Origin of the sequence: Neorhizobium tunisiense (assembly GCF_039631515.1) — a bacterium.
Classification (GTDB): domain Bacteria; phylum Pseudomonadota; class Alphaproteobacteria; order Rhizobiales; family Rhizobiaceae; genus Neorhizobium.
The window spans coordinates 758,037-778,212 of record NZ_JBDIUU010000002.1 but is presented as its reverse complement, the minus strand read 5'-3'; the positions used below and the strand labels follow the sequence as shown (position 1 = coordinate 778,212).

The 20,176-nt window shown below is 62.0% G+C and carries 21 protein-coding genes; 13 read left to right on the top strand and 8 right to left on the bottom strand.

From position 1 onward, the window contains the following. Window positions 1-49: 49 nt before the first annotated feature. The 3 genes from ABCW43_RS12915 to ABCW43_RS12905 all read left to right on the top strand — a co-directional run bounded on the left by ABCW43_RS12915 (window position 50) and on the right by ABCW43_RS12905 (window position 1,902). On the top strand, window positions 50-511 hold the full coding sequence (locus tag ABCW43_RS12915) for an Lrp/AsnC ligand binding domain-containing protein (protein ID WP_345924873.1): 462 nt from the start codon (window positions 50-52) through the stop codon (window positions 509-511). Window positions 512-667: 156 nt separating this feature from the next. After that, window positions 668-1,393 carry a helix-turn-helix transcriptional regulator gene (locus ABCW43_RS12910; RefSeq protein ID WP_345924871.1) on the top strand — a complete coding sequence of 242 codons (726 nt, stop codon included), beginning with the start codon at window positions 668-670 and terminating at the stop codon, window positions 1,391-1,393. Between the two features lie 38 nt (window positions 1,394-1,431). After that, window positions 1,432-1,902 (top strand): PAS domain-containing protein, encoded by a 471-nt coding sequence (locus tag ABCW43_RS12905; RefSeq protein WP_345924869.1) that lies wholly within the window; start codon window positions 1,432-1,434, stop codon window positions 1,900-1,902. 15 nt (window positions 1,903-1,917) lie between these two features. On the opposite strand, the gene ABCW43_RS12900 is transcribed toward ABCW43_RS12905, so the two are convergent. Both ABCW43_RS12900 and ABCW43_RS12895 read right to left on the bottom strand, forming a co-directional pair. Beyond that, window positions 1,918-3,066 (bottom strand): DUF2333 family protein, encoded by a 1,149-nt coding sequence (locus ABCW43_RS12900; protein WP_345924868.1) that lies wholly within the window; start codon window positions 3,064-3,066, stop codon window positions 1,918-1,920. A 138-nt stretch (window positions 3,067-3,204) separates the two neighbouring features. Next, complete coding sequence (locus tag ABCW43_RS12895) at window positions 3,205-4,134, bottom strand: hypothetical protein (protein WP_345924867.1); 930 nt, start codon at window positions 4,132-4,134, stop codon at window positions 3,205-3,207. 261 nt (window positions 4,135-4,395) lie between these two features. Here ABCW43_RS12895 and ABCW43_RS12890 point away from each other — a divergent pair, with 261 nt between their 5' ends. Beyond that, window positions 4,396-5,457: a methyltransferase domain-containing protein gene (locus tag ABCW43_RS12890; protein ID WP_345924865.1), complete on the top strand. Its 1,062-nt coding sequence runs from the start codon at window positions 4,396-4,398 to the stop codon at window positions 5,455-5,457. A 196-nt stretch (window positions 5,458-5,653) separates the two neighbouring features. Here the strand turns inward: ABCW43_RS12890 and ABCW43_RS12885 are convergent, their stop codons facing one another. After that, window positions 5,654-6,100 (bottom strand): pseudoazurin, encoded by a 447-nt coding sequence (locus ABCW43_RS12885; protein ID WP_345924863.1) that lies wholly within the window; start codon window positions 6,098-6,100, stop codon window positions 5,654-5,656. A 162-nt stretch (window positions 6,101-6,262) separates the two neighbouring features. Beyond that, complete coding sequence (locus ABCW43_RS12880; protein ID WP_345924860.1) at window positions 6,263-6,844, bottom strand: thymidine kinase; 582 nt, start codon at window positions 6,842-6,844, stop codon at window positions 6,263-6,265. A 197-nt stretch (window positions 6,845-7,041) separates the two neighbouring features. Between ABCW43_RS12880 and choX the strand changes: the two genes are divergently transcribed. The 5 genes from choX (at window position 7,042) to ABCW43_RS12855 (ending at window position 11,280) form a co-directional block, all read left to right on the top strand. Next, window positions 7,042-7,998 carry a choline ABC transporter substrate-binding protein gene (gene choX / locus ABCW43_RS12875; RefSeq protein WP_345924858.1) on the top strand — a complete coding sequence of 319 codons (957 nt, stop codon included), beginning with the start codon at window positions 7,042-7,044 and terminating at the stop codon, window positions 7,996-7,998. A gap of 81 nt (window positions 7,999-8,079) precedes the next feature. Continuing rightward, window positions 8,080-8,922 carry a choline ABC transporter permease subunit gene (gene choW / locus ABCW43_RS12870; RefSeq protein WP_345924856.1) on the top strand — a complete coding sequence of 281 codons (843 nt, stop codon included), beginning with the start codon at window positions 8,080-8,082 and terminating at the stop codon, window positions 8,920-8,922. Further along, on the top strand, window positions 8,919-9,983 hold the full coding sequence (choV, locus tag ABCW43_RS12865) for a choline ABC transporter ATP-binding protein (protein ID WP_345924854.1): 1,065 nt from the start codon (window positions 8,919-8,921) through the stop codon (window positions 9,981-9,983). Before choW ends, choV begins: the two co-directional genes overlap by 4 nt. 92 nt (window positions 9,984-10,075) lie before the next feature. After that, the gene (locus ABCW43_RS12860) at window positions 10,076-10,834 is read left to right on the top strand and encodes a HugZ family pyridoxamine 5'-phosphate oxidase (RefSeq protein WP_345924852.1); all 759 of its coding nucleotides are present in this window, start codon (window positions 10,076-10,078) and stop codon (window positions 10,832-10,834) included. A gap of 125 nt (window positions 10,835-10,959) precedes the next feature. After that, on the top strand, window positions 10,960-11,280 hold the full coding sequence (locus ABCW43_RS12855) for an ArsR/SmtB family transcription factor (protein WP_345924850.1): 321 nt from the start codon (window positions 10,960-10,962) through the stop codon (window positions 11,278-11,280). A gap of 124 nt (window positions 11,281-11,404) precedes the next feature. Here the strand turns inward: ABCW43_RS12855 and ABCW43_RS12850 are convergent, their stop codons facing one another. After that, complete coding sequence (locus ABCW43_RS12850) at window positions 11,405-11,785, bottom strand: response regulator (protein ID WP_345924848.1); 381 nt, start codon at window positions 11,783-11,785, stop codon at window positions 11,405-11,407. Window positions 11,786-11,789: 4 nt separating this feature from the next. Beyond that, window positions 11,790-13,793, bottom strand: coding sequence for a GAF domain-containing protein (locus ABCW43_RS12845; protein ID WP_345924846.1), 2,004 nt, complete (start codon window positions 13,791-13,793; stop codon window positions 11,790-11,792). 340 nt (window positions 13,794-14,133) lie between these two features. On the opposite strand from ABCW43_RS12845, the gene aptA reads away from it, so the two are divergent. Beyond that, window positions 14,134-15,462: an omega-aminotransferase AptA gene (aptA, locus tag ABCW43_RS12840; RefSeq protein ID WP_345924844.1), complete on the top strand. Its 1,329-nt coding sequence runs from the start codon at window positions 14,134-14,136 to the stop codon at window positions 15,460-15,462. A gap of 155 nt (window positions 15,463-15,617) precedes the next feature. Here the strand turns inward: aptA and ABCW43_RS12835 are convergent, their stop codons facing one another. Then, window positions 15,618-16,457 carry an alpha/beta fold hydrolase gene (locus ABCW43_RS12835; protein WP_345924842.1) on the bottom strand — a complete coding sequence of 280 codons (840 nt, stop codon included), beginning with the start codon at window positions 16,455-16,457 and terminating at the stop codon, window positions 15,618-15,620. Between the two features lie 275 nt (window positions 16,458-16,732). Between ABCW43_RS12835 and ABCW43_RS12830 the strand changes: the two genes are divergently transcribed. After that, window positions 16,733-17,173 carry a MarR family winged helix-turn-helix transcriptional regulator gene (locus ABCW43_RS12830; RefSeq protein WP_345924840.1) on the top strand — a complete coding sequence of 147 codons (441 nt, stop codon included), beginning with the start codon at window positions 16,733-16,735 and terminating at the stop codon, window positions 17,171-17,173. A 284-nt stretch (window positions 17,174-17,457) separates the two neighbouring features. After that, window positions 17,458-18,564: a branched-chain amino acid ABC transporter substrate-binding protein gene (locus ABCW43_RS12825; protein ID WP_345924838.1), complete on the top strand. Its 1,107-nt coding sequence runs from the start codon at window positions 17,458-17,460 to the stop codon at window positions 18,562-18,564. 79 nt (window positions 18,565-18,643) lie between these two features. On the opposite strand, the gene ABCW43_RS12820 is transcribed toward ABCW43_RS12825, so the two are convergent. Beyond that, on the bottom strand, window positions 18,644-19,105 hold the full coding sequence (locus ABCW43_RS12820; RefSeq protein ID WP_037076470.1) for an Lrp/AsnC family transcriptional regulator: 462 nt from the start codon (window positions 19,103-19,105) through the stop codon (window positions 18,644-18,646). A 100-nt stretch (window positions 19,106-19,205) separates the two neighbouring features. Here ABCW43_RS12820 and ABCW43_RS12815 point away from each other — a divergent pair, with 100 nt between their 5' ends. Further along, window positions 19,206-20,165, top strand: coding sequence for a threonine ammonia-lyase (locus ABCW43_RS12815; RefSeq protein ID WP_345924836.1), 960 nt, complete (start codon window positions 19,206-19,208; stop codon window positions 20,163-20,165). The last annotated feature ends 11 nt before the right edge of the window (window positions 20,166-20,176 follow it).

Genomic DNA, 20,176 nt, shown 5'->3' with positions numbered 1-20,176 from the left:
TGGCATTTATGGTGTATATAACTGTAATTTCTGGAAAATTAAGAGAAACATGAAAGACATCGACCGTCTCGACCGAAAAATCCTCCGCGCGCTCCAGAAAGAGGGGCGCCTGAGCAATCTCGAACTCGCCGATCGCGTCTCGCTTTCACCCACGGCGACCGCCGAACGCGTCAAGCGGCTGACCCGCGAAGGATACATCACCGGTTATAGCGCTTTGTTGTCGCCGGAAAAGCTCGGGCGCAATCTGCTCGTCTTCGTGCAGGTCAAGCTCGACCGCACCACGCCCGATGTTTTCGACGCCTTCGCCGCCGCGGTGAAGCGCAGCGACGACGTGATGGAATGCCACATGGTGGCAGGCGGGTTCGACTATCTGGTGAAGGCGCGGGTCGCCGGAATGGAGGCCTACCGACAGTTCCTTTCGGAGGTGATTCTTCCGCTTCCGGGGGTGAGGGAGACCCACACCTATGCCGTCATGGAGGAAGTTAAGGGAACCGGATATATCCCCGTATAAATCTTGACCCCGTAACTCCATGAATTCATGGGAATAAAGTGAGCTTGTATCGGAAAATGCACCGATTTCTGCTGCAGCGCACGAAATTTCGCTGGCTATTCAAATCGATTTGTATATTTCTTAACGATCACATAAACCATCCGTCAGCTCGCCCGCATGATCACTTTGGAACGGCAATCGATTCTGAACAGCGAGATTTCCGCCGCGGATTCGCGGCTGGAAATATTTGCTGCTCTGAAGCGCGTTGCCCATGAGTTCGGGTTTCGCCACATCACGCTTTTCGCAGCGACCAGAGCGGATGAGACGCTTTTGTCGAGGATGATCGTCGAGACGACGCTGCCCGTAAGCTATATCCAGGAATTTGACCGCCGCCGCCTTTTGAAGCTTTGTCCGGTTGCGTCGATCATCTCGAAATCGGCTCTTCCCTACTGTTGGTCGATCGACGATCCGGAAAGCGTGCGCGGTTTCCCGATTCCGGTCGAGATGGACGAATTGCAGCGCCGCTACGACATCATCACGAGCGTCGCGATGGCGGTGCATTCGATCGATGGCGGCCGCTTCATGCTGCGCTTCGACGGCGTCCGGCATCGGCTGAGCCAGGTGGAACTCAACGAGATCGGCATGATCGCGCTGCATGCCTTCGATGTCTTCGACAAGATCCGCCGCAGTGCCAAGACCGGTACCGCAGGCCCCCTCACCACCCGCGAACTGGAGGTCGTCCGCTGGACGGCGCAGGGCAAGACATCCTCGGAAATCGGACGGATTCTCTCGCTCTCGGATCACACCGTTAACGCATATATGACCAACGCCATAAAGAAACTGGATTGCGTCAACCGCACCCAGTTGGTAGCTAAGGCTCTGAGATTGAGACTCATAGTGTGAGGTTGGGGCGTTATCTCCCGGCCTATGGGAGAAAAAGATTGACGTTTTGGGTCGAACACACCGAAAAACGCGTCAATACTCAATACAAGGAAGTGGGGCTCTCGGCCGACGAGGTGGTGGAACTTGCTTCGGCCTTCCGTTTCTACGGTTACTGGCGGATCGACCTGGACACCGGCCATTTCTTCGCGACGGAGGATGTCTGTCGCATCCTGGGGCTGGAGCCGAAGGACGGTCCCATGAACATGGTCGCCATCACCGAGCGGATCCACCCCGACGACATGCCGCAGCTGATGGAAACCTTCGAACGCGCCAGCGGCGAACGCCTGACCTATCACAATATCTACCGGGTCAAGGAGGATGCGGAACACTACAAATACGTCCGCAGTGTCGGCAAATTCCGCGACAAGCCGGGCACGAGCGGCGAGGTCGTCGGCATGACCTACGAGTTTTTTGCCGAGCGTCCCGGCGTGACGTATTTCCTCGACGAACCGGATCTCCAGAAGGACTGACCGGCCCCGGCCGGCTTACCGGTCGAGCACCGAGCGCACCTCCACAAGGTTCGAACGGACCCGGAGGGTATAGAAGCCCATCACCGCCAGATGGCTCGGCATGATCCAGCCGTCCTCGCGGCCGTTGGAGATGATCGCCGGCTGGATGCGTAGCGCCGACTTGAACTGCGACAGCGTATCGGCCCAGAGCGGCCCGATATTGCGCTCGCGGATCACCTGGGAGAAATCCGCCCCGGCGGCGGTCAGCACGGCGTAATACCCGTAGATCTGACCGTATGCGAACCAGAAGCGGTCGTCGGCGCGCGTATCGAACCAGCCGGCATTGTAGTTCTCCGAGCGCTCGCGCAGGATCGCCGAGGTGCCGCCTAGATCGTTGGCGATCCGGTCGATGAACTGGATCAGGTTGTCGGCGCGGCTGTCGAAGGTCGCGTTGCAGGCGGTCAGATCGGTATTGAAGGCCCTCAGCTTGCCGATCGCCGCGCGATAATAGCTTGGGGTCGGGGTCTTCGGTCCGAAGGGGCTGAGCCCGAAATACCAGGAATATTCGTCGAACTGCAGGTTGCCGCGGGCATCCTGGAGATTGTTGTTGATGCTTGAGGTGCCGCGCACGCGCCCGAGCGAATCGACGAGTTCCGTCGAGGTGCGCCGCACTGCCTGATTGACGCCGCGCTGGAACGAGGCCTTGTTGTCGAGGAATGGGGTATGATCCCAGTCGATGCCGAAGAACCCCAGCCGGTAGAGCAGCATCGAGGAAATCCAGGCATTCTGATTGACGTTCATGTCGGTGAGATCGGCGGCCGCATCGACGATCGCCGACGACTGGCATTGTCTCGCCCCGGTCGCCGGAGCTGTCGCATTGGCGCTTGCAGGAGCCGTTGCAGGTAATTCCTGGCCGGCCGGCACGGTGCGCTCCGACCAGCGGTAGCTATCGACGAAATTCGGATTGAAATTGGTCCAGACCTGCGTCTGCCAGAAGAAATAGCCGTAGAGCCCGAACATCAGCACCAGAAAGGCGAGGATAGGCCCCTTCACCATCCAGTGGCGCTGGCGGTACCACCCATGTGCGGCCATGAACGGCCAGACGAACCAGGCGATCAACAGCCCTATGCCTCGCCCCACGGCCTGGCCGATCCCTTGAAAGAAGGCGGTAATCCGGTCGAGCATCGCTGTCTCCTTGTGAGGCGGGGTGCACCCGATTTGGCTTGGCTCACACATATGTGCTCGGCGTCACAAGCACAACGGGGGCGCAACGTTTCGCCGCAACCGCCGAAAACGGCCGCGTAGCCGATCCTCGGCAGCGCCCTATCGGGACCGGATGAGCTTGAAGCCGAAAATAGTCGGCAGTCGAAAGCCGCCCGCTCCGCCACCGGCGTCGGCCGTCTCCCTCGCGGGAAATCGTTCGGCAAACGCCTGATCGGCGCGATACCGCCGGCGATCGAGGCCGTGCAATGTCAGCATGCCGTTCGAGAAGCGCTCGATTTCGGGGGCCAGATGCGGAAAAAGTTCGGGCTTCAGGCCGGCATCGCCCTGCCGGCTGGCATCCGCAACCATCCGGTAGAGGATAAGAAGGTTTTCCGTATCGGTGATCAGCTTGTGCAGAAGGATGTTGCAGGTTCCCACCCGGGCGTTGAGGCCGGCGACGAAATCCTGGAAGACCTTGATCGCGGGTTCGGTGCGGCCGATTATGTCCAGGCCGGTCATCGCGGTACCGTCATCGCCGCGCAGCTTGTCGATGATTTCCGGCCGGTGGTCGATGAGCGTCACCAGATCGCCCTCGCTGTCCCTGCGCTGTCCAATCAGGAAGTTCCGCTCCGACTTGACCAGACCCGCTAGCCGATCGGCACGCCGCAGGAGTTCCGCCAGCCGGTTGAGCGGCGCGGGGCTGCGCCAGCGGGCCTGCTGTCGGCGGTATTTGGCGGCCCGGGACATATAGCCGATCAGCGTTTCGAGCCGCGTCGGCAGGTCGCGATTGTCGAACTCCCGAGCAGAAACGTCGATCTCGGTGGCCAGGTCAGCGACAAGCCGGGCCATTGCCGCCTCGATCGCCTGCCGTTCCGGCATCTCGGCGGCGAGCCGTTCGGCCTCTGCGGCCAGGTCCTCTTCATCCGGCAGGATGAGACCTCTCGCCGTCTCGGCAAGCAGGATGCAGGCTGGACCCAGCGCGTCGCGCATCGCAGCCAGCACGCCGCCGATCCGCTCGATCTCGCTGTCGAAATTCTTAAGTACCGCCACGCGCATTCTCCCGCCGTCGCGGCAGAAGATAACGCCGTCGCAGAATTATGCCACGCCGTCCCGGCCCTATTGCCAGGAAAAACCGGAAATCGGGAAATGTCGGTTGCGGTTATCGAAATCTGGAAAGGATTCCGGTGCGACTGAACTGAAGTCTTCTGATCGGTCGCCTAGCCCGAATGCAGCATTGACCGGCTGCCGCCTCAGCGTAGAATCACCGCGGGTCGATCTATCGGGCGGGCTGGCGCATCTAGGGAGGATGCTATGCAGGAAGCTGATATGCAGAAAGTCGATGCACTTGTCGGTCGCCTCGTGGGCGATCTCGGGGCCGGGGTGTCCGGCGTTCTCGTCGTACTGGGCGACCACCTCGGTCTGTTTCGGGCGATGATGGACGGACGACCCCGATCGTCGATGGAGATTGCGGAAACGACAGGGCTCAGCGAACGCAATGTACGCGAATGGCTCGCCGCCATGGCAGCCGCCGACTATGTCACGTTCGATGAAAAGACGAACAAGTTCGGCATGACGCCCGAGCAGGCGCTCGTTTTTTCCGTCGAGGACAGTCCGGCTTTTTTCGCTGGCGCCTTCGAAATCGTGCAATCAATGTGGATGGATGAGCCGAAGGTGGAAGAGGCCTTTCGCACGGGCCGCGGGCTCGGGTGGCATGAACACAGCAACTGCCTCTTCCGCGGCACGGAGCGCTTCTTCCGGCCCGGCTACAACAGTCATCTGGTCGATGAGTGGATTCCCGCCCTCCAGGGCGTGCGGGAAAAGCTGGAACGCGGGGCGGAAGTTGCCGACGTCGGCTGCGGGCATGGCGCCTCGACGATCCTTATGGCCAAGGCCTTTCCGAAATCGCATTTCCACGGGTTCGACTATCACGCCCCCTCCATCGAGCGTGCACAGCGTGCGGCGCAGGAGGCCGGTGTCAGCGACCGGGTGACGTTCCGCCAGGCTTCGGCGAAGGAGTTCCCCGCCGGCGGATACGATCTCGTCGCGATGTTCGACTGCCTGCACGATATGGGCGATCCCATCGGCGCCGGCCGCCATATCCGCGAGACGATGGCAAAGGATGGCACCTGGATGATCGTCGAACCCTTCGCGCATGACAGCCTGAAGGACAATCTCAATCCCGTCGGGCGCGTTTACTACGGCGCCTCGGCCATGATCTGCACTCCCGCCTCCATGGCTCAGGAGGTGGGCCTCGGCCTGGGGGCGCAGGCCGGGGAGATGAAGCTTCGCAAGGTGGCGCTCGACGCTGGCTATTCGCACTTCCGTCGGGCGAGCGAAACGCCCTTCAACATGATCTTCGAAGTGCGTGTCTGATCTGAATTGGATATTCGCGGTTCCGCATACATGTGTCGCAGACAGGCCCTGGCATCACGACCGCCGGTGATGCCAGGGCTGTTCGTGCCGGTGAAACCGATACTTAGGCCGGGGTGGTCGGTGGTATAATTCCACACATGCCGCAGCGCCGCGGGGCGCTTTCGGCCGCAGGCGGCATTGCGGAACACCGGAAAGGTCAGAGCCCGAGCTTGGCGATCTCGGCGTCGAGGCGGTCCTTCGCCTTTTTCGGCATCTTGGCACCCTTCACCGCTGCGAGATTGGCCGGCGCGTCGCCGACGACGACCACCGCCACCATGCCCATGCCGAAATGCGGCGTGCACTTGAAGACGTAGACGCCCGGCTTGTCGGGCGTGAAGGAAACCTCCTGGCTGATCTTGCCCTTGATTTCGGCAACCCCTTCAGGCACCAGGCCGGGCATCGAAACCACGTCATGCCCCTTGTCGACCGGCACGAACCTGATCGTATCGCCCGGCTGCGCCTTCACCGCCGCCGGTTCGAACACCATGGCCTCGCCGTCACTGCCCTTGTTCAGCATCTTCACCTCGATCTCGGAACTGAACGCCGGCAGGGCGAACAGGGCGAGGCTGGTGGCCAGGGTAAAGGTTTTCGTGGTCTTGCGCATGCGAGAATGCTCCTGCTGGGAACCACCGCCCCGCCGGTCCGGGACGTTTCGGATGTGACACTTAGATATGTTCCCGCCCGCACACTTTGACCAGCATCAATTTTCGCCTCCTGGCCGTGGCTTTCCATCCCACACGGTGAACGGAGCTTTAAAATCCGAGGATCACTCGCAGCGCATCTGGTCTTCCCAGTGCCGCCGGCACAGCGAAACATATTTCTCGTTGCCGCCGACATCGACCTGGGCGCCTTCGCGCACCAGCTTGCCGTCGTCGTCGAGCCTCACCACCATGGTCGCCTTGCGGCCGCAATGGCAGATGGTGCGCACTTCGCGCAGCTCGTCGGCAATCGCCAGCAGTTCCAGCGAGCCGGGAAACAGCTTGCCCTGGAAATCGGTCCGCAACCCATAGGCCATGACGGGGATGCCGACCCGGTCGGAGATCCGCGCCAGCTGCCAGACCTGTTCGGGGCGCAGAAACTGCGCTTCATCGACGAACACGCAGGTAATCGGCTCTTCCCGATGCATCGCCTCTATCGCCGCATAGAGGTCGTCCGACGGGTTGAAGGGAATGGCCTCGGAGGAGAGCCCGATGCGCGAGGCAACGCGTCCCTGGCCGGCCCGGTCGTCGAGGGCGGCGGTGAAGATCGCCGTGCGCATGCCGCGCTCGCGGTAATTATAGGACGCCTGCAGAAGCATGGTCGACTTGCCGGCGTTCATGGTGGCGTAGTGGAAATAGAGCTTGGCCATATCTGCCTTCTGATCCCGATCGGGATCCAAGAAAAGCGGGCTTTGCCGAAAACCACAGGAAACTGTAGACTGGGCAACGCTGCGCGAGAAATTCGCAAATGTCGCAAATGCACCCCATTCTCCGCCGCGAATGCGCGCGCTTGCCTCATCTCAGCATATATTGATAATGGCGGGAACCAAAAAAACGGGAGCAGCCCATGCGCATGACTACCTCACTGAAGACCACTCTCGTCGCTGCCGTATCGATCTTTGCGATCGTCGGCACCGCAGCCGCCGCCGAGCCGGAAGCCTGCAAAACCGTCCGGATTTCGGACGTGGGCTGGACGGACCTGGCCTCGACCAACGCATCCTTCATCCTCGTCCTCGAGGCTCTCGGCTACAAGGCCGACGTCAAGACACTCGGCGTCCCGGTCACCTATTCTTCCATGAAGAACAAGGATATCGACCTCTTCCTCGGCAACTGGATGCCGGCACAGAAAGAAGCGATCCAGCCCTATCTCGACGACAAGTCGATCGAGAGCATCGCCGTCAACCTCGAAGGCGCCAAGTACACGCTCGGCACCAATGCCGCGGGCGCCAAGCTCGGCATCAAGGACTTCAAGGATATCGCCACCCACAAGAAGGAACTCGACGGCAAGATCTACGGCATCGAGCCGGGTAACGAAGGCAACGGCATGATCGTTTCCCTGATCGATGCCAACGCCTTCAACCTCAAGGGCTTCCAGGTCGTCGAATCCTCCGAACAGGGCATGCTGACCCAGGTCACCCGCGCCGACAAGGACGGCAAGCCGGTCGTCTTCCTCGCCTGGGCGCCGCATCCGATGAACGTCGCCCACGAGATTACCTATCTCGCCGGCGGCGACGAAACCATCTTCGGGCCGAACTACGGCGGCGCGACGGTCTATACCGTGGCGCGCGGCGGTTTTGTCGCCCAATGCCCGAACCTCGGCAAGCTCCTCAAGAACGTGAAGTTCTCGCTCGACATGGAAAACACCATCATGGGCAAGATCCTCAACGACGGCGAGGATGCCGACCGGGCGGCCAAGACCTGGCTTAAGGCCAATCCGAAGGTCGTCGAGCCCTGGGTTGCCGGCGTCACCACCTATGACGGCAAGGACGGCCTTGCCGCCGTCAAGAAGGCGCTCGGTCTCTAACAGTCCCGAAAATGTTTCCGGGGCGGCGGATCACCTGCCCCGGAGCCCGCCCTTTCTCTCCCTATGGACGGCAGTTTTCTCGTGGATTGGATCGCAGACCATCGAATACCTATAGGTTCCTGGGCGAAGGCGGTCGTTGACTGGTTGACGGCGAATGCCGACTGGTTCTTCGACTGGCTTTCGTCCGTTCTCCTCGCCGTCATCAACGGCCTTTTGTGGTGTCTTGCGACGCCGCATCCGCTGGTCGTCATGGCCGCCATGACCGGGCTTTCCTTCTGGCTGCGCCGGTCCCTGGTGCTGGCAGCCTTCACCTTCCTCGGCCTGCTGCTGATCTTCAACCAGGGCTACTGGAAGGAGACGACCGAAACGCTGGCGCTGGTGCTGGCATCGACCGCTGTCAGCATGGTGGTCGGCGTGCCGCTCGGCATCGCCGCCGCCCGCCGCCAATGGTTCTACGAAGCCATGCGGCCGGTCCTCGACCTGATGCAGACGCTGCCGAGCTTCGTTTACCTCATCCCGGCGCTGATCCTCTTCGGCCTCGGCATGGTTCCGGGCCTGATCGCCACCGTCATCTTCGCGATCCCGGCACCGATCCGGCTTACCCGCCTCGGCATCGTCTCGACACCGAGCTCGCTTCGGGAAGCGGCCGTCGCCTTCGGCGCCACCCCGTCGCAGATCTTGCGCAAGGTGGAACTGCCCTATGCCATGCCGCAGATCATGGCCGGCCTCACCCAGACGATCATGCTGTCGCTGTCCATGGTCGTCATCGCCGCGCTGGTCGGTGCCAACGGCCTCGGCGTGCCGGTGCTCAGGGCGCTGAATACCGTGAACGTCGCCCGCGGCTTCGATTCGGGCCTGTGCATCGTCATCCTGGCGATCATCCTCGACCGCATGTTCCGCACATCGACGGGAGACGGCCAATGACCGCCCAAACAACCGATTGCGTCGTTTTCGACAATGTCGACATCGTCTTCGGCGACAAGCCGGAACGGGCTCTGGCCATGGTCGACCAGGGCAAGACCCGCGACGAGATCAGTGCCGCGACCGGCCTCGTCATGGGCGTCGCCAATGCGTCGCTCACCATCCGCGAGGGCGAGATCCTGGTGCTGATGGGCCTGTCCGGCTCGGGCAAGTCGACGCTGCTGCGCGCCGTCAACGGGCTCGCCCCCGTCGTGCGCGGCAATGTCAGCGTCGCAACCCCCTCAGGTCCGGTCGATCCCTACAAGTCGAACCCGAAAGTGCTGCGCGACCTGCGCATGCACACCGTCTCGATGGTCTTCCAGCAGTTCGGCCTTCTCCCCTGGCGCACGGTCTCGGAAAATGTCGGCTTCGGCCTGGAGCTCGCCGGCGTTCCGGACGCGGAGCGGGCCAAGCGGGTCGACGAGCAGCTCGAACTGGTCAACCTGACGAAATGGGCGGGCCGCAAGGTCGGCGAACTGTCCGGCGGCATGCAGCAGCGCGTCGGCCTCGCCCGCGCCTTTGCGACCGGCGCGCCGATCCTCTTGATGGACGAACCCTTCTCGGCCCTCGATCCGTTGATCAGAACCCGGCTGCAGGACGAACTTCTCGAATTCCAGCGGCGGCTGAAGAAGACCATCCTCTTCGTCAGCCACGATCTCGACGAAGCCTTCCGGATCGGCAACCGCATCGCCATCATGGAGGGTGGGCACATCATCCAGTGCGGCACGCCCCAGGAAATCGTTCGCGACCCGGCCGACCAGTATGTCGCCGATTTCGTGCAGCACCTCAACCCGATCAGCATGCTGACCGCCGGCGACGTGATGCGCATCGGGGTAGGCCCTGCGGCAGGCGCCACGGCCGTCTCCGCCACCGCACTGCCGACGACGCCGCTCGTTGATATCCTCGATGCGCTGTCGCGTCAGCCAGGCGCCATCGGGGTGGTCGATAACGGAACGATCATCGGCAGCATCTCGCCCGATGACGTGATTGCCGGCCTCACCCGCCATCGGCGGCGCGACGACTGATAAGCTGAGGCATCAGATCACCTTTCGTTTAGCGCCGCCGGATGGTATGCCGACGGCCGGGCCCGGTCGTTTTGCCGGCAGGCGGATGGGAGATGGACGCGTTGGTGGACGAACAGAAGACCGACAAGCCGCAGGTGCTGCGCGATACCGATGACGAGGCGCGCCGGCTTGCCCGCACGCTGGTGCGCGGCGCGCGTTACATGGCGTTGGCGGTCCTCGATCCGGAGACCGGTTTCCCCTCCGCCAGCCGCGCGCTCACCGCCACCGATGTTGACGGCGTACCGGTCATCCTCGTCTCGGGCCTCTCCGGCCATACGAAAGGCCTGGTCGCCGATCCGCGCTGCTCGCTTCTGGCCGGCGAGCCCGGCAAGGGCGATCCGCTCGCCCACCCACGGATCACCGTCCAGTGCCTTGCCGAGGGCGTCGCCCGCGATACGCCCGAACATGCGCGCATACGCCAGCGTTTTCTGGATCGCCATCCCAAAGCCGAATTGTATGCAGATTTTGGTGATTTCCGCTTTTTCCGAATCACTCCGCAGACAGCCTCCTTGAACGGAGGATTCGGCCGTGCATACATGCTGACCGGATCGGACTTGGTGATTCCGGAGCCGGGGATGACAGCGGAATGGCTGGACCTGCAAGAAAAATTAAAAAATATGTCGGAGCAGGCTCAAAAAATTGCCGCTCGTCTCGGCACGGAAAACGGGAAAAACTGGCGCTTTGGAGGTGTGGACCGGGCCGGAATCGACCTTATCGCGGGAGATTTTCAACTCAGGCACGAATTCGAGGTACTTGCGGCGTCTCCTCAAGCCGTTCTTGATTATGTTTTTGAGATCACTAAAATACGATAACGGGGTTACCTGAAATTTAGGGATATACAATCCCTTTTGCTCCTTGCTAATTTTCACCCATAGGACGATGGGCCGAATTTTGGAGCGGGGGGACCGCTTTGGAATACGAGGGGAATTTAAAACGTATGGATACGATGGCACTCTCTGAGCACTCCAACGCAGCTGCAGGCCTGCTGTCTGCTATGGCCAACCCGAAACGGTTGATGATCCTGTGCTGCCTGGTGAAAGGCGAAGTGGCCGTGGGTGCGCTTGCGTCGCAAGTGGGCCTCAGCCAATCAGCACTGTCCCAGCACCTTTCCAAGCTGCGGGCCCAGAAGCTGGTAAAGACCCGCCGCGACGCGCAGACCATCTATTACTCCAGCTCGTCGGAATCGGTCATCAAGGTCCTCGATACCTTGGAAGAGATCTACTGCACTCCGGCGCAGAAGAAATCAGCAGCCGCGTGAGAATGACAGCGCTGACATGACGTCACGCTGCCCTGCCCCAGCCCCCGCCATGATGGTCGGGAGCTGGGGCATTTCCATGCGGAACCGGCCGACCGGATATTGAGCCTGCAGGCGCTGGATACGTTCAGTGCATCGCCATACGATGCAGTGTGGCGGTCACTTTCCGCCAGTCGTATGGTTTTGAAAAGAACACGCTGCGGTCGGGCAGATCGACATCGCTGAGGCGGACGTGTCCCGAAACGATGATGATGTCGATCGGCGGCCAGCGGTCGCGCACCGCAGCTGCCAGCTTCATCCCGTTCATGCTGCCGGGCATGTCGATATCGGTAAACACGATCCGGATATCGGTCCGCCCTTCAAGGATCCTCACCGCCTCATCGGCATCGGCCGCCTCGATCGCCTCGAAGCCTGCGTCCTCCACGAGATCCATTGCCATCAGGCGCAGGAGCGGCTCGTCCTCGACGACGAGGACTGCCTGTTTTTTTAGCGATGCGGATTGTTCCATCCGGTCAGTCTGCCTGTGCTAGCTGAAGGAGCACGGCTGTCATCTCAGCGCTGAACCCCGGATGATCATAACTAACGAGAACACCGCCGGTTCCGACCAATCCCATGCGAATAAGCTTGGAGCCGAAACCCTTGCGCTCCGGCTCACACGGAGGCGGCCCGCCGGTTTCCCGCCAGGAGAGATGGAAGATCGCGCCGTCTCCCGTGCCATCGATGCGCCAATCGATCGCCACCCGCCCCGTATCGTTGGAGAGCGCCCCATATTTCACCGCATTCGTCGTCAACTCGTGCAGGAGCAGGGAGAGCGAAAGCGAGCCTTTCGGCCCGAACCGCACATCTGGGCCTTGTGCATCGATCCGGTCGCGAACGCCGATCCCATTCATCGTCCGGTCCACGACCGCATAGACCGAGGCGCTCGTCCAGTTCTGCTCGAACAGGATATCGTGGGCGGTACTCAGCGCATGCAGGCGCTTTTCGAACGCCTCCACAAGGCCCCGCTCCGCAACCGGCCGGAGCGTCTGGGTCGCGATCGCCTGCACCATCGACAGCGTGTTCTTGAGACGATGGCTCATCTCCCTGTTGAGCATCTGCTGCTCCAGCTCGGCCTGAACCCGCGACATCGCGATCTGGATGCGGTTGCCGAAACTGCGGACGAAGGAAATTTCCTCCTCGAGCCAGGGGTAAGGCTGGTCGTGGTGAATGAAAGCGACGAGCCCGAAACGCCCGAGCTCGAAGATAGGCACGTTGACGAGCACGCGGATGCCAAGCGCCAGAAGCGCCGGCGCGTGGTCGCGGGTGCGCGGATCGGTGGCGACGTCGGCGACAACAACGGCTTCGCCGCGCTTCAGGTCGTCGATGAACGAGCCGTAGTCCCGGAAATGGTGCAGTCCGGCAAGGCTCCTGACGCCGGGCGCGCACCATTCGGGTGGCACCATCACCGTCTCGTCGGCCGCGTTGACGATGCCGAAACCGGCGCGTGTCGCATCGAGTGCCTTGGCCATCAGGTCGCCGGCCGCGATCGCCATCGATTCCATGTCGCTGAGGTCGCGCAGCCGGTCGCCGACATCGAGCAGGGCCTGCACCCGGGCGGCTTCCCGCTTGGCAGCAGTCACGTCCCTGACGGTGCCGATCATCTTGACCGGCCGACCCGCCTCGTCATGGCGGAAGCTGGCATTGCGGGCGATCCAGCGCAGCCCGTATCCCGGCACGCGAATGCGATATTCGACGTCGAGCGGCGCACTCCCCTCCCGTCTGGTGGCATCGCTGGACTGCAGGCCCTGGTCCTGCGGCAGCACCATGTCTTCGACCACTCGAGTGGGATAGGTCTCGGCGATGGGCAAGTGGAAGATGCGGCAGAATTCCCGCGAGACCCGCATCGTCGAGGAGGCGATGTCGATTTCGAACGTGCCTATCCTGCCTGCCTCTTGGGCCGCCAGGCTCGCATTGACGCTGGACCGGATATTGGCGCTGATCGACTTCTGGCGCCGGAAGAGGTCGTCCTTGCGCTGCAGGATCCGCCGCATTTCGAGAAGCGCGATGACCTGCCGGGCAAGCGCCTGAAGCGCGGCCTTCTGCCCCTCCTCCAGACCCTGCGGCCGCGGTTCGACATCGATGACGCAGAGCGTGCCGATGACCACCTCGTCGGGCGTGATCAGCGGCGCGCCGGCGTAGAAGCGGATATGCGGTTCGCCGGTGACGAGCGTATTGGCCCGGGTGCGCGGGTCGAACTGCAGGTCGGGGATGACAAGCACGTCGGAATTGCCGAGCGCATGGGCGCAAACCGACTGTTCGATCGGCGTTTCGCATGCCTCGAAACCGACGCGCGCCTTGAACCACTGCCGGTCCCTCTCGACCAGGCTGACGAGCGCCACCGGCGTGCCGCAGAGCGTGGAAGCGACAAGCACGATATCGTCGAACTCCGGCTCCGGCTCGGTGTCCATGATGTTGTAGGCATCGAGCGCTTCCAGTCGCTCGATATGCATGTCTTCGCTGAGATCGGGATCGGCCAATGAGGGTCTCGAAATTGAAGTTTAACGCGATATTGGCAGCTTTCTCCAAAAGACCAGAGAGACGCAATCAAATTTCACAACCGGCGGAAACCGCGTTGAAATCCTGAGTCTTTGTTGGAAACCCGTACGACCGGACCGCCCGTCCAGACGCAATCGCGTCAACCGGCAAGGCCGCCCCGGACCGTTTTCGCCAGGACGCGAGATTCGAGGCCGCCTTCGCTCCGAAGGCGGTTGACGCCCCTGATCCCGCTGATAATTTGACCATGCAGTCAAAACTTGGTGCAATGACGCCGACCGGGAAATGGCCACCCGAAGAAACCGAATGGCCATGGAGAATGTCATGTCCAACCGCCTGAATACCACGCCCAACGACCTGCGGGCGTTCTGGATGCCGTTTACCGCAAACCGCCAGTTCAAGCAGGAACCCCGCCTTTTCGTTGCCGCCAAGGATATGCATTACACGACCCATGACGGCCGACAGGTGCTCGATGCCACCGCCGGCCTCTGGTGCGTCAATGCCGGCCACTGCCGTCCGAAGATCACCGAGGCGATCCGCGAACAGGCCGGCGAGCTGGATTATGCGCCTGCCTTCCAGCTCGGCCACCCCAAGGCGTTCGAACTCGCCAACCGCCTGGTCGATATCGCGCCTGAGGGCATGAACCACGTCCTCTACACCAATTCCGGCTCGGAATCGGTCGAGACGGCGCTGAAGGTGGCGCTTGCCTATCACCGCGTGAAGGGCAACGGCTCGCGCTTCCGCCTGATCGGCCGCGAGCGCGGCTATCATGGCGTCAATTTCGGCGGCATCTCGGTCGGCGGCATCGTCTCCAACCGAAAGATGTTCGGCACGCTTTTGACCGGCGTCGACCACCTGCCCCACACCCACCTGCCGGCCAAGAACGCCTTCACCAAGGGCGAGCCGGAGCACGGCGGCGACCTTGCGACCGAACTTGAGCGCATCGTCACCCTGCATGACGCCTCGACCGTCGCCGCCGTCATCGTCGAGCCGGTCGCCGGCTCCACCGGCGTGCTCATCCCGCCGAAGGGCTACCTGCAGAAACTGCGCGAGATCTGCACCAAGCACGGCATCCTTCTGATCTTCGACGAAGTCATCACCGGTTTCGGCCGCCTCGGCGCCCCGTTCGCGGCCCAGTATTTCGACGTCAAGCCGGACATCATCACCACAGCCAAGGGCCTCACCAACGGCGTGATCCCGATGGGCGCGGTGTTCGTCACCTCCGAGATCCACGACGCCTTCATGACCGGCCCGGAACACATGATCGAGTTCATGCACGGCTACACCTATTCCGGCAACCCGATCGCCTCGGCTGCCGGCCTTGCGACGCTTGAAACCTACAAGGAAGAAGGCCTGTTCGACCGCGCCCGCGACATCGCCCCCTATTGGGAAGCGGGCCTGCATTCGCTCAAGGACCTGCCTAATGTCATCGACATCAGAAACCTCGGCCTGATCGGCGCGATCGAACTCGACCCGATCGCCGGCGAACCCACCAAACGCGCCTTCACGGCGTTCCTGAAGGCCTACGAGGACGGCCTGCTGATCCGCACCACCGGCGACACGATCGCCATGTCCCCGCCGTTGATCGTCGAAAAGCACCATATCGACGAGATTTTTGGGAAACTGCGCGAGATCCTGACGAGCAATATCTGAGGCAGGCTATCGCATACGGAATGACGGAAAAGGCGGCTCTCGGGCCGTTGCCAAGCCCACCGCACCCTCATCCCTGTGCTTGTCACAGGGATGAGGGAAGAGAATAGGCCGCCCGCCGGAAGCCCGACGGACAGCCATCCAATAAAGCCTAAATCTCAGCCCTTAAAGAAGGCCAGCAGATCCGCGTTGATCACGTCCGCATTTGTGGTCGCCATGCCGTGCGGAAAACCTTCATAGACCTTCAGCGTGCCCTTCTTGAGCAGCTTGACCGCAAGCAGGGCCGAGTCGGCGATCGGGACGATCTGGTCGTCGTCGCCATGCATGACCAGAACCGGCACGTCGATCGCCTTCAGGTCTTCGGTGAAGTCGGTTTCCGAAAACGCCTTGATGCAATCGTAGTGGGCCTTGGTGCCGCCCATCATGCCCTGCCGCCACCAATTGGCGATGACGCCTTCGGAGACGGTCGCGCCTTCCCGGTTGAAGCCGTAGAACGGGCCGGCCGGCACGTCGCGGAAGAACTGGGCGCGGTTGGCCGCGAGCGCTGCGCGAAAACCGTCGAAGACCTCGATCGGCAGGCCGCCCGGATTGTTTTCCGTCTTCAGCATGATCGGCGGCACGGCGCCCATCAGCACGGCCTTGGCCACCCGGCCGCCGCCGCCATACTGGGCAACGTAGCGGGCCACTTCGCCGCCGCCGGTCGAATGGCCGACATGGATGGCGTTTTTCAGATCGAGATGGGCCGCGAGTTCGGCAACGTCGGCGGCATACGTATCCATTTCGTTGCCGGTTTCGGTCTGGCTCGAACGGCCGTGGCCGCGGCGGTCATGGGCGATGACGCGAAAACCCTGGTGCAGGAAAAACAGCATCTGGGCGTCCCAGTCGTCGGCCGAGAGCGGCCAACCGTGATGGAAGACGACCGGCTGGGCATCCTTCGATCCCCAGTCCTTGTAAAATATCTGCGTACCGTCCTTGGTGGTGATGAAATTGCTGGCCATGGTTCTCGTGTCCTTTCGAAACTGATTTTTCAATGACTGCGACATGAATGGCGGGCGCGGCAGCAAAATGGGCCGGCCAGACATTCATAGTACCGTTGCGTGTCGTTCCTTTGAACCACACCCTTCGGATTATCGCGATCTCCATATCTCGATATTTGTTATCGCGATAAACATCATGATAACGACGTCCTCCGCTCTTGTCTACAAAAATATTTATCGCGATAACAAAATCATGCTATACATGCCTACGAACCTGGAACAGCACCGGAGCAACCATGCCCGCCTCCCCCCTGCCGCCGCTCGACGAGCAGCTCTGTTTTTCGCTCTATACGGCCAGTATCGCCATCAATCGCGCCTATAAGCCGATGCTCGACGACATGGGCATCACTTATCCGCAATACCTCGTGCTAAGCGTGCTCGGCGAACAGGACGGCTCGACGATCGGCATGATCGCCGACAGGCTGGGCCTGGAATCGAGCACCATCACCCCGCCCGTGAAGCGGCTCGAGCAGGCAGGCCTTCTGGAGCGCCGCCGCAGCAAGACCGACGAGCGCCAGGTGCATGTCTGGCTGACCGATGCCGGCCGCGCCCTGATCGCGAAGAGCAAATGCCTCGGCGACACGCTGATCGAACGATCTGGCATGACGCCCAAGGAATTCCAGGCCTTCAACCGCCAGATCCGCGCCTTTGTCGGCGACTTGGAGCGCAAGGCCTAGTTTCGTCAGGATCGCGAAATCTGGGCGACTTCCGGCATTTCTCGCGCAAGTCTTGGCGAAAATCACAAAATCCACAGCCGTTTTGTTATCTTCTTGCGGAAACCCGGTGGAATTCCTACAGAATTGGTTGCCGATCGCCGAAAGCCAAAAATGGCTCGGCACGGTATCGACCGCACCACCTTCCCGTCCTTGGCACGACCGCGCCCGGCGCGGCATCGAAGACGGAAAGGCAGGGGATGCGGCGTTCACCGCGGGGCCGAAAGCCCCCACCCAAGGAGAGCAAAATGAATCTCAAGACGCTTTTGGGGGCAACCGCCCTCGCCTCGCTCGTTTTCGCGCCGCTCGCCCATGCCGAGATCGCCATCGGCCTGATCGCCCCGCTTACCGGCCCTGTCGCGGCCTATGGCGACCAGGTCAAGAACGGTGCCGAGACCGCCATCGCCGAAATCAACAAGAAGGGCGGCATTCTCGGTGAAAAGGTCGTGCTCAAGACCGCCGACGATGCCGCCGAACCCAAGCAGGGCGTTTCCGCCGCCAACCAGCTGGTCGGCGAAGGCATCCGCTTCGTAGTCGGCCCGGTGACGTCAGGCGTCGCCATGCCGGCTTCCGATGCGCTTGCCGAAAACGGCGTGCTGATGGTCACCCCGACCGCCACCACGCCGGCCCTCACCACCCGCGGCCTCACCAACGTGTTCCGCACCTGCGGCCGCGACGACCAGCAGGCCGTGGTCGCCGCCGACTACGTCCTGAAAAAGTTCAAGGACAAGAAAGTCGCGATCATCAACGACAAGGGCGCCTATGGCAAAGGCCTCGCCGACGCCTTCAAGGCTGCGCTGAACGCCGGCGGCGTCAAGGAAGTTCTCGACGACGCAGTCACGCCCGGCGACAAGGATTTCAGCGCGCTGACGACCCGCCTGAAGTCGCAGAATGTGGATGTGATCTATTTCGGCGGTTACCACCCGGAAGGCGGCCTGCTCGCCCGCCAGCTCGCCGATCTCGGCGTCAAGGCGACGATCATCGGCGGCGACGGCCTGTCGAACAGCGAGTTCTGGAACATCGGCACCAAGGCCGCGGCTGGCACGGTCTTCACCAACGCGTCGGACGCGACCAAGAACCCCGACTCCAAGGCTGCCGCCGAAGCGCTCGCCGCCCGCAAGATCCCCGCCGAAGCCTTCACGCTGAATGCCTATGCCGCCGTCGAAGTCATCAAGGCCGGCATCGAAAAGGCAAAGAGCGCCGAGGATACGGAAGCGGTCGCCGCGGCGCTGAAGTCCGGCGAACCGATAGCCACGGCCATCGGCAAGCTCACCTATGGCAAGACCGGCGATCTCACCTCGCAGAGTTTTTCCCTGTTCAAATGGGAAGACGGCAAGATCGTCTCCGCCGAGTGACATCCTTCAAATCGCATGATCCGCGGGCGCCTACGGGCGCCCGCTTGTTTTGAGCCAACATCCGCAGACGCAAGCTGCCTCATTCGATATGCACCGCCAGCGTCCGCTTCAACGTCTTCAGCACGACGCTCGTCGTGAATTTGCGGATATTCGGGTTCATCTCCATCATCCGGTCCGCCAGCACGTCGAAATGCTCGACGGACTGGACGAGGATGACCAGCGTGAAATCGCCCCGGCCGGACGTGCCCCAGGCCTCCTGCACCTCCGGCGTATCCGCCAGCCAGCGCAGGAAAGGCGGCATGAGCTCCGGACGGTCGCGCTCCAGCTCCACCTCGACCAGCATGGAAACGGCCGTGCCGACCTTTTTCGGATCGACGATCGAAACGTCCCGCAGGATCACCTTGTCCTCGCGAAGCTTCTGCAGCCGCCGCTGCGCCGAGGACGGCGATAGACCCACACGCTCGGCAAGCTCGTTCAGGGTGATGGTCGCATCCTGCTGCATGAGCTTGAGGATTTCACGATCGGCTTTCGTCAATGCCATTGAGAGGATTTCCCGGCGTTCAAACAGATTCCGGGAAATATTCCTGATCATGAGCATAAGTTCAGGAATCCTGCCGGCTTTTCGTTGGCATCTTAACGCCATGACACAGAACCAGCCACACCCTTCCGCCGACGGTATTCTCGCTGCTTCGAAGAGCATCGATCCCGTCTTCACCAACAGCCCGCTGATCGAGCAACAGACGGCCAATACGGCGCTCGGCATTCGCCTCCTTTCGAAAGTGGAGACGCTCAATCCGATCCGATCCTTCAAGGGACGCGGCACCGACTGGTGGATGCAGAACGAACCGACAGGCGACCATCCCGTCGTCTCCGCCTCCGCCGGCAATTTCGGCCAGGGGCTCGCCTATGCCGGCCGGGCGCGCGGCCGCAGGGTGGTGATCTTTTCCGCCACCACGGCCAATCCCGGCAAGATCGAAGCCATGCGCCGGCTCGGCGCCGAGGTGCGGCTGGAAGGCAGTGATTTCGACGCCGCCAAGGCGGCCGCGCGTGCCTATGCGCAAGCGCATGGCTGCCCCTTCGTTGAGGACGGCGCTTTGCGGACCATCGCCGAAGGTGCAGGCACGATCGCGCTGGAAATCACCGAGCGCCTCTCCCGCCAGGCCGTCGAACTCGACGCCATCCTCGTGCCGCTCGGCAATGGCGCGCTTCTGACCGGGATCGGCGCCTGGATCCGCGCCAGGGCACCGAACTGCACGGTCATCGGCGTGGTCGCCGCCAACGCGCCCGCCATGAAGCAATCCTGGGAAACCGGCCGGCTTGTCACCACACAAACCGCGGCGACCGCAGCGGATGGCATCGCGGTTCGGGAGTGCGTTCCTTACGCACTGGACTGCATGAGGGCGACCGTTGACGACATCTGGGAAGCCAGCGAGGCGGCAATCCGCCAGGCGCGGGATTTCTGCCGCATCCATTACGGTCTCGTCGTCGAGGAAGCCGGGGCCGCCGGCATTGCGGGTCTCCTGGAAAACAGCGCAAGCCTCAAGGGCCGAACCGTCGCCACCATCCTCTGCGGCGGCAATGTCCGCGCGGATATCGCATGATCTCCCTCCTG

Bases quoted from the DNA above. Each gene is read 5' to 3' on its own strand.
- ABCW43_RS12915 (WP_345924873.1), top strand. From the start codon at position 50: ATGAAAGACATCGACCGTCTCGACCGAAAAATCCTCCGCGCGCTCCAG.
- ABCW43_RS12910 (WP_345924871.1), top strand. From the start codon at position 668: ATGATCACTTTGGAACGGCAATCGATTCTGAACAGCGAGATTTCCGCC.
- ABCW43_RS12900 (WP_345924868.1), bottom strand. From the start codon at position 3,066: ATGCTCGACCGGATTACCGCCTTCTTTCAAGGGATCGGCCAGGCCGTG.
- ABCW43_RS12890 (WP_345924865.1), top strand. From the start codon at position 4,396: ATGCAGGAAGCTGATATGCAGAAAGTCGATGCACTTGTCGGTCGCCTC.
- ABCW43_RS12885 (WP_345924863.1), bottom strand. From the start codon at position 6,100: ATGCGCAAGACCACGAAAACCTTTACCCTGGCCACCAGCCTCGCCCTG.
- ABCW43_RS12880 (WP_345924860.1), bottom strand. From the start codon at position 6,844: ATGGCCAAGCTCTATTTCCACTACGCCACCATGAACGCCGGCAAGTCG.
- choX (WP_345924858.1), top strand. From the start codon at position 7,042: ATGCGCATGACTACCTCACTGAAGACCACTCTCGTCGCTGCCGTATCG.
- choV (WP_345924854.1), top strand. From the start codon at position 8,919: ATGACCGCCCAAACAACCGATTGCGTCGTTTTCGACAATGTCGACATC.
- ABCW43_RS12860 (WP_345924852.1), top strand. From the start codon at position 10,076: ATGGACGCGTTGGTGGACGAACAGAAGACCGACAAGCCGCAGGTGCTG.
- ABCW43_RS12855 (WP_345924850.1), top strand. From the start codon at position 10,960: ATGGATACGATGGCACTCTCTGAGCACTCCAACGCAGCTGCAGGCCTG.
- ABCW43_RS12850 (WP_345924848.1), bottom strand. From the start codon at position 11,785: ATGGAACAATCCGCATCGCTAAAAAAACAGGCAGTCCTCGTCGTCGAG.
- aptA (WP_345924844.1), top strand. From the start codon at position 14,134: ATGTCCAACCGCCTGAATACCACGCCCAACGACCTGCGGGCGTTCTGG.
- ABCW43_RS12835 (WP_345924842.1), bottom strand. From the start codon at position 16,457: ATGGCCAGCAATTTCATCACCACCAAGGACGGTACGCAGATATTTTAC.
- ABCW43_RS12830 (WP_345924840.1), top strand. From the start codon at position 16,733: ATGCCCGCCTCCCCCCTGCCGCCGCTCGACGAGCAGCTCTGTTTTTCG.
- ABCW43_RS12825 (WP_345924838.1), top strand. From the start codon at position 17,458: ATGAATCTCAAGACGCTTTTGGGGGCAACCGCCCTCGCCTCGCTCGTT.
- ABCW43_RS12820 (WP_037076470.1), bottom strand. From the start codon at position 19,105: ATGGCATTGACGAAAGCCGATCGTGAAATCCTCAAGCTCATGCAGCAG.
- ABCW43_RS12815 (WP_345924836.1), top strand. From the start codon at position 19,206: ATGACACAGAACCAGCCACACCCTTCCGCCGACGGTATTCTCGCTGCT.